Origin of the sequence: Adlercreutzia shanghongiae (assembly GCF_035830635.1) — a bacterium.
Lineage (GTDB): Bacteria > Actinomycetota > Coriobacteriia > Coriobacteriales > Eggerthellaceae > Adlercreutzia > Adlercreutzia shanghongiae.
In genome coordinates this window covers 1-7559 of the sequence record NZ_JAYMFI010000002.1, presented here as the reverse complement: position 1 = coordinate 7559, position 7559 = coordinate 1, and the positions used below count along the sequence as shown (strand labels likewise).

Below are 7559 nucleotides of genomic sequence, written 5' to 3'. Positions count from 1 at the left end.
GCCGGCCCTCCCCCATAGAAAAGCGCAGGGCTCGTGGGTCCTGCGCCAGCATTGCCTTCTTGGTGAAAATCAATCGAGGAAATCAGTTGACAAAACTATAGGAACACCCCCCTTGCGCTCCACATCTAAAGCGCGCCCAACTTTGCTTGCGAGATGCCCCGCAGCTTGTAGCATATCGACTCATCCAAGAGAGAGTTGAGGCAAGGGTTTCGTCGTGCTACGCTTAATCGCATCCGATATCTTGCGTTGCGAAAGGAAGCGCCGTTTGTTTAACGATTTTGGAAGCGATTTGAGCAGGGGAGATGCCGTTGCGCGACTTGTGTACGAGTGCGTATTTCTTTCTGACGACGGCTTGGGCTATTCCGACAACGAAGACGTGTGCTTTGTCGAGTACCCAAAAGACTCATCGCTGCAATATGCCGGTGCCGATATCGTGGTATTTCCCGGCAAGAATCGGGAATGTTTAGTGGAGGTAAAGTCCGCCGTCGATAGCGCGGGGCCTCGGGCTAAGAGCGGGCTACCGCTTGGCACCTTCGCCCACGAGCTTCTGTATCGAAATGACAAACGCGAGTTAAAGCCAGGATGGTTCGTCGACACGAGAAAGCGCAGTGATGTCTACCTCTACTGCTGGATTCCCGTGGTTAGAAGGGAGCTGCAGCGCGAGCCCGGCGTCCCGTACTATCGCATTCGGGAAATTGGGGATATCGGTGTTTTGGAAGTGGCCATAGTTGAAGTTCGGCGTCTTCTGGAGCACATCGATCGAGAGCTATTTGGCGAGGAGACCGAGCATTCTGAGGCGGTTATTAAGGATGCGCTTTTAACTAAGGCAAAGCAGATGAGAACAAGTGGATGTCAGTCCAATCGCATAGGTAAATTTCGAGTCATCTTCTCAAAGTCATTGAAGGAAGAGCCGGTCAATTTGCTTATTCCGAAGAAGGATTTAAGGGAGTTGGCGTTTCGTGCCTTTAAAATTAAACAAATGACTTATTCAAGCGATCCGGCTCGGATTGAATGGGCGGTAACGCGCTGGGACGACTGACCTTTTGGTTCGGCAAGGCGACAGCAAGGGTGAGAACGATGGCAGACATAGCATTCGATCCGTCCGACCCCGCATCGATCGAGCGCTATGCGAAGCGGCTCGAGGGCATGACGTTTCGGGAGGTGCTCGATTTGGGCATCGTGCCCGAGGGCGTGGCGCGTGAGTACAACAACAGGCGCTACAAAGGCGGCATGGGCACGCTTATCGAAGAGCGCTTTTTCGGATACAAAGCCAACAGCGACCAGGAGCCCGATTTTCCCGAGGCGGGGGTCGAGCTCAAGGCTTCGTGCTTCGACGTGAAGAAAAACGGGGACTATTCCGCCGGCGAGCGCCTGGTGCTCACCATGATTCCCATGGGCGGTCCCATCGCCGACGACTTTTTCGCGTCGCACGTATGGCGCAAAAGCGAGAAGATTCTGCTGGTCTACTATGAGCGAGACCGCAGCATCGACAGCTATGACCAGGTCATTCGGTACGTGAAACTCATCACGCCCTCGGAAGAAGATTTGAAAATCATTCGCGAGGACTACGACAAAATTGCCTCGTTGGTTAAGGCGGGAAAAGCTGAAGAGCTGTCGGAGGGGATGACTTCGTATCTGGGCGCCTGCACCAAGGGCGCCAGCGAAGCAACGATGTGGGTCGACCAGTTTTACCCGCCGCACACTCCGGCGAAGAAGCGGGCGTTTTGCTTCAAGCGTTCTTATATGGACTACCTTCTGCACTCCGCCATGATGCCGGGTCAGCAGCCTGCGGAGCCTATCGTTCCCAGCGCAGATGTGCTGGATGAAATGACCTTCGAAGAGTACGTCTTGTCGCTGCTGCAGCCTCATTTCGGAAAAACGGATCGAGCGTTGTGCGACATGCTGGGACTGGAGTACACGGGCAATAAGGCTCAGTGGGTTCGCATTGTGTATTCGCTTCTCGGGCTGAGGGGCGAGCGGGCCGAAGAGTTCGAGAAGGCCAACGTCTCGGTGCGAACCGTGCGGGTTGAAGAGCGGGGCGCGATTGTCGAGTCGCTCTCGCTCGACACGTTTAAATTCTGCGATATCGCCAACCAGGAGTGGGACGACTCTGCGCTTAAGGCCTACTTCGAAGAAACGCGGTTCTTGTTCGTCTCGTTTCTCAAGACATCGGAAGGCCTGTGTTTGGAGGGCGCGCGCTTCTGGTCGATGCCCATGCGGGATATCGAAGGGCCTTTGAGGGATTGTTGGGAGCGAACGAAAGAGGTTGTGTCGCGCGGCGTCGAACTGGAGATCGCCATTCGAAAAAACGGAGAGGTCGTTATCAAGAACAACCTTCCGAAGAAAACGGACAAGGGGTCGATTGCGCACGTGCGGCCGCATACTTCGAAGAGGGCCTACAAGCTTGAGGGCGGCTTCGAAATAGGGGACATCGAGCGCGATGGCGACGAGCTGCCCGACGGCCGAATCATGACCCAGCAGAGCTTCTGGCTGAACAACACCTATGTCTACGGAATCGTCAGCCTCAGCGGAGACCATGAGGGAGATGGCGAGATCAGCTAGAAAATCTTCCTGACTGTCCAGTATTCGGAGCTCCCAAGACATAGACCGATTTCATCGGCCGACCGATCTTCCAAAAGCAAGAATGATCGGATAGAATAGACGCCACTGATGACACAGCAGCAAAGGAGAAACGTGTCATGGAATCTATTGCAGTGGCCGAGCTTTTCGCCGGCGTGGGTGGCTTTCGCCTTGCGCTCGAGGGCTACGAAAGCGAAGAATACCCGCAGTTCAACAGGGCGCCTTCCGGGCGTTTCGAAACCGTTTGGGCCAATCAATGGGAACCGCCCGGAACTAAGACCAAGCAGTTTGCCTGGCGGTGCTACGAGGCGCGGTTTGGCGAGGGCTCGTGCGTCAACGAGGATATCAATAAGGTCTTAGACGACTACGAAGCCGGCAGAGTGGACATCCCCGATTTCCAGCTGCTCGTCGGCGGCTTTCCCTGCCAAGATTACTCCGTTGCCAAGCCGCTCTCGAAATCGGGCGGCATCGACGGCAAAAAAGGTGTCTTGTGGTGGGATATCTATCGGCTCCTGCATTTGAAAGAGCCCAAGTACGTCATTCTCGAAAATGTCGACCGTCTTTTGAAGAGCCCCGCCTCGCAACGCGGGCGCGATTTTGCCATCATGCTGTCCTGCTTTGGCGATTTGGGGTATTCCGTGGAATGGCATGTGGTGAACAGCGCGGAATACGGTGCGTCGCAGAGACGAAAGCGCGTGTACCTGTATGCCGAGAAGACTCACGAGACATGGGACCTTGAGGCGCGGCTGGAAGACGGCGTGCTGGCCGAGGCGCTGCCCATCAAGGATTTCAGTGCGATGAGCTCATTCGATATACCTGACGATCCGTATGAGGCCACTCAGAGCTTTAACCTGAATGGCAAGAAGTCGCCCTTTCTGACGAATGGCGTGATGCAAGACTTTCATGTAGTCACGGTTGACGCGCAATCCGCTTACGAGGGGGATTTGGGTAAGCTGGGCGACGTGATTGTTCCCGAAGGTGAAGTGCCTGAAGAGTTTTTCGTTGAAGACGAAAAACTCGACAAGTGGAAGTACCTAAAGGGATCGAAGCGCGAGGAGCGCGTCGATAAGCGGACGGGGTTTACGTACTGGTATACCGAGGGTTCCATGGCCTTTCCCGATTTGCTGACGAACCCCTCGCGCACTATCCTCACCGGCGAAGGCGGTTCGGGCGCTTCTCGCTTCAAGCATATCGTTGAAATAGACGGCCGCTATCGCAGACTTGTGCCCGATGAGCTTGATCAGCTGCAAGACTTCCCCAAGGGCTGGACGGATACGGGAATGACCGACGGCCAGCGCGCCTTCTGCATGGGCAACGCCCTCGTGGTGAGAATTCCCCATGCAATTGGCAAGGTGCTTTCTCGCAGGCACTTTCAGGAAAGCCTTTAGCCCGCTACGAGCGCGCTTGCGGTATAGTTCTCTTGAGAGAGAGGATGGCTATGGAACCGATTAAGAATACGCTGCTGCTGTTCAGCAAGTTGCCCGAAGTAGGGCTGGTGAAGACGCGCCTTACGGTGCTGAAGGACGGCATGTTCGCGCCGGAGACGGCAGCGGCGCTGTACCAGGCGATGCTGCTCGATGTGGCCGACATCATACTTGCTGCTTTCAATAAGCTTGAGGCGCGCTATCCCGGCGAGGTGTTCGAATTGGTGACTTCAACGGCGCCCGCCAAAAACCTCGAGGCTATGGGGGCCCTGTTCGCCGAGGCGGGTTTCGAAGACGAGCGCCTGCGGTTCGCGACGGACGCGGGCGTCTCGTTCGACGAGCACTACAACGACGCCTTCGCCCAGTGCTTCGCAGCGGGCACCGACCTCATCCTTTCCATGGGCGCCGACATGCCGGCACTCACGGAAGGCGATGTTATTCGGGGATTCGACGCGCTTCATGAGCTGCGGGATGCCGAGCGCGGCGGCATCGTGCTCGCGCCCGACCAGGAGATGGGCGTCAGCATTATCGGCTGGACGCGCGAGACCGACTTCGATCACACCGGCGTGTTCTACAACCCCTACGGTCTTACGGTGCTGCCCGCTTATATCGAGAAGGCCCAAAGCCTCGGTCTTCCCGCGCGGTACCTGCCGCCGGTGCCCGATGTGGACACCATGGCCGACCTGCGCCACAACATCACGCTCGTTCAGGCGCTTAGGTATTGCGCGCCCTTCGACGGCACTATGCCGCCCCGGCGCACAGCCCAAATGCTCAAGGACATGGGCTGCGACCAGGTTCGCGTCTCGCCGAACAACCTCATCGACCCGCGCAGCATCATCGACGGGTAGCCCGCCGCCCCTGCGGCCGTCCCCGTAAGTGCAAAAGCGAATCTCGCTCAAAGCGTCCCTGCGTATTCCGGCAACGCTTCCGTGAAAATAAGGGAATGGCGGGGCGGAACCAACAGGGGAGAAACGGTCCGTGCCCACGGCCTTTACGGTCTGCGCGCGGCAGCGGCATCGCGCATTGAGGCTGCTATGGTAGTGCTCGGAAAAGGAGGGTGCATTACCATGAGCAGCACTGCGAAACGCTCCAACCGCGCCAATCGCGCGATGCAGATTTCTCCGAAGCAGAAGGGCGCCCGCCTGCGGCGCCTGCTAACCGGCGCGCTGGCCCTCGTCTTGGGCGTCGGCCTGGCCCCCATCGTTCCGGCGCTGGCCGAGGGCGTCGGGTCGCGCGGTCCTGAAGACCCCGCCATCGAAAACGAGTTCGACGAGTTTTCCACGGTGGACTTCCAAACGCACCAGGTGACCCTGCGGCCCAACGGCGGCCAGGGCGAGCCCTACATCATCACGACCGACACGGGCACCATTACCCTGCCCGACCCCGCGGACATTGGATTTACGGCCCCGTCCGGCGCCACCTTCGTCGGCTGGTCCACCGACAAGAGCGGCCGCACGAACGTCTATTCCCAGGAAGTGATTTTCCCTGATAACGCCAATCATACGGCCGCGCTGGACAGGGACGCCGACGTGTACGCCATATGGCTGCCCTCAGGCGATGCGACCTCGGGCGTTACGGCCTACTTCTACCTTCGCGCCGACGGCACCATCCCCTTCGAGCCGTCCCAAGGGCAGCAGTCGGCCTACGTCCCGCGCGGTTCGGGCACGGCCTTGCAGGGAATGCTGCGCCAGCCGGTGGCGGTGACCAACAACCCCGACGTCGTTGCGCTCAATCTGCAGAAGTCGCCTACAGCCGAAGAGCTGTCCCAGGTGCTGGCCGACGCGAAGATCGACGGGCTTGGGTACAACCCCGATACCGAGAAGGTCGTTTGGTACGTCATCAAGTCCCGCGAGTACGGCGGCGGTGCGTGGAACGTGGACGGGGTCATCGTGCCCAAAGCCGAGTACCTGGTCTACTACAACCCCAACGGCGGCTACTCCGATGTGCCGCCAGCACAGTCCTATTTCGAGAAAACGCCGGTGAAGGTGGATTTCTCTACGATGCCGACCCGTCCTGGCTACGACTTTTTGGGATGGGCGGATAGCGCCACGGCGGAAAAGCCCGACTATCCGGCAGGCCAGTGGGCAACCTTCATCATGCCTGCGGCGGACAAACATCTCTACGCGGTGTGGGCCCCGCGCTCTGTCGACATTCGGTACCAAGCCGAGCCGGCCGATGGGGGCGCGCTCACTCAGGCGCTCAACACCGTGCGCGCCTACGATGGCGACGGCATTACGGGAAGCAGCGCCGAGCCGGCGGCGGGCTATCTGTTCCAGGGCTGGTACAAGGGCCAAGAGCGGGTGGCCGAGAACCCCGACCTCGATGACGCCGCCATCGTGCGGACGGCAAACCGCCTGCAGGGCGCCTTCGCAGCCACAACGTACACCGCGCGCTTCGTGCGGGCTACGGCATCGATGACCGCCTCGAAGGCGGTCCTGAACGCCCCGTCCAACGGCGAATATTTCGTGGAAGGCGAGACGGTGAACTACCGTGTGGAAGTGACGAACACGGGCAACACCGTGCTCGAGTCTCTTGTCGTGGCCGACACGCTGAGCGGCGAGCACACCCTGGCGGCGCTGACGCCCGGACAGAGCGGAAGCGTGGAATACGCGTACACCGTCACCGCCGATGACGCGGCCCGCGGGTTTGTGATTAACGAGGCGGCGGTGAGCGCCAAGGCCTACGACGGGCGCGGAGGGGCCCTTGCCGTGCCCGAGCAGGTGGTCGGGGCCGCCGTGCGTACGGGCGCGCTGCCCAGTGAGACCACCTACGTGCTGTACGGCGTCTATCCCGAGACGGGCGGCACCGTGGGCCAGAACTACGAGATCGTGAATGCCGACACGGCCGAGGGCTTAACGGACCGCACGGCCGAGGCCAAGCCCGGCTATCATTTCGCCGGTTGGTACGAGGGCGATGCGCTGGTGAGCGATAAGGCCACGCTGACGGCCGACGAGATGCGCGAGGCACTCAACCACGGGGACGGCGCGCGTGTGACGTATGCGCCGACGCTGTTCATCGCCCATTTCGTGGCGGACGAGCCGGATGGTCCCGACAGCCCCGACAACCCCGACGACCCGAACGTTCCCGAAAACCCTGACGATCCGGACACCCCCGGCACGCCGGCCGATTCCGACCAGCCGGGCGACGAGGGGGCGACGGCGAACCCGGGCGAGCCGGACTCCCACGAGAAGGGAGGGGACGACAGTGCCGCAGGCGTGGGCGCAAGCGCCACGACCCACAAGACCCCGTCGGCCTATCGCGGCCGCGGCACGACGACCGCCCGCTCCAAGACCGTGCCCGCCACCGGCGATGAGCGGGGTGTGGCGATGGGTGCCCTTGCGGTAACCGCGCTGATCGCTGGTTGTGTGGCCTGGGGAGCGCGCCGTCGCCTCGGGCGATAGCCGATACGCCCCGAACCTCCTTACAGAGCGGCGTCGGACTCTTCTCGTGTCGGGCGCCGCTCTTCGCTGGGGTCGTTGCGCTCCACGGCCACGAGCGTTTGGGCGAGCACGGCGGCAAGCAGCGAGCGGCTCGAGCTGTCCAGCTCGCCGAGCG

Annotated in this window: 5 protein-coding genes; all 5 read left to right on the top strand. The window is 60.3% G+C overall.

Annotation, left to right across the window (positions count from 1 at the left end):
* Nucleotides 1–265 precede the first annotated feature (265 nt).
* The 5 genes from VJ923_RS02140 to VJ923_RS02120 all read left to right on the top strand — a co-directional run bounded on the left by VJ923_RS02140 (nt 266) and on the right by VJ923_RS02120 (nt 7405).
* Nucleotides 266–1039, top strand: coding sequence for a hypothetical protein (locus tag VJ923_RS02140; protein ID WP_326438065.1), 774 nt, complete (start codon nt 266–268; stop codon nt 1037–1039).
* A 38-nt stretch (nt 1040–1077) separates the two neighbouring features.
* Nucleotides 1078–2562, top strand: coding sequence for a Sau3AI family type II restriction endonuclease (locus tag VJ923_RS02135; protein WP_326438063.1), 1485 nt, complete (start codon nt 1078–1080; stop codon nt 2560–2562).
* Nucleotides 2563–2699: 137 nt separating this feature from the next.
* Nucleotides 2700–3968, top strand: coding sequence for a DNA (cytosine-5-)-methyltransferase (gene dcm, locus VJ923_RS02130; protein ID WP_326438061.1), 1269 nt, complete (start codon nt 2700–2702; stop codon nt 3966–3968).
* 50 nt (nt 3969–4018) lie between these two features.
* Nucleotides 4019–4852 (top strand): TIGR04282 family arsenosugar biosynthesis glycosyltransferase, encoded by an 834-nt coding sequence (locus tag VJ923_RS02125; protein WP_326438059.1) that lies wholly within the window; start codon nt 4019–4021, stop codon nt 4850–4852.
* 219 nt (nt 4853–5071) lie between these two features.
* Nucleotides 5072–7405 (top strand): InlB B-repeat-containing protein, encoded by a 2334-nt coding sequence (locus tag VJ923_RS02120; protein WP_326438057.1) that lies wholly within the window; start codon nt 5072–5074, stop codon nt 7403–7405.
* Nucleotides 7406–7559: the final 154 nt, after the last annotated feature.

What these genes read in the sequence shown, in the direction of transcription:
- VJ923_RS02120 (WP_326438057.1), top strand. Translation starts at nt 5,072, where the DNA reads ATGAGCAGCACTGCGAAACGCTCCAACCGCGCCAATCGCGCGATGCAG.
- dcm (WP_326438061.1), top strand. Translation starts at nt 2,700, where the DNA reads ATGGAATCTATTGCAGTGGCCGAGCTTTTCGCCGGCGTGGGTGGCTTT.
- VJ923_RS02125 (WP_326438059.1), top strand. Translation starts at nt 4,019, where the DNA reads ATGGAACCGATTAAGAATACGCTGCTGCTGTTCAGCAAGTTGCCCGAA.
- VJ923_RS02135 (WP_326438063.1), top strand. Translation starts at nt 1,078, where the DNA reads ATGGCAGACATAGCATTCGATCCGTCCGACCCCGCATCGATCGAGCGC.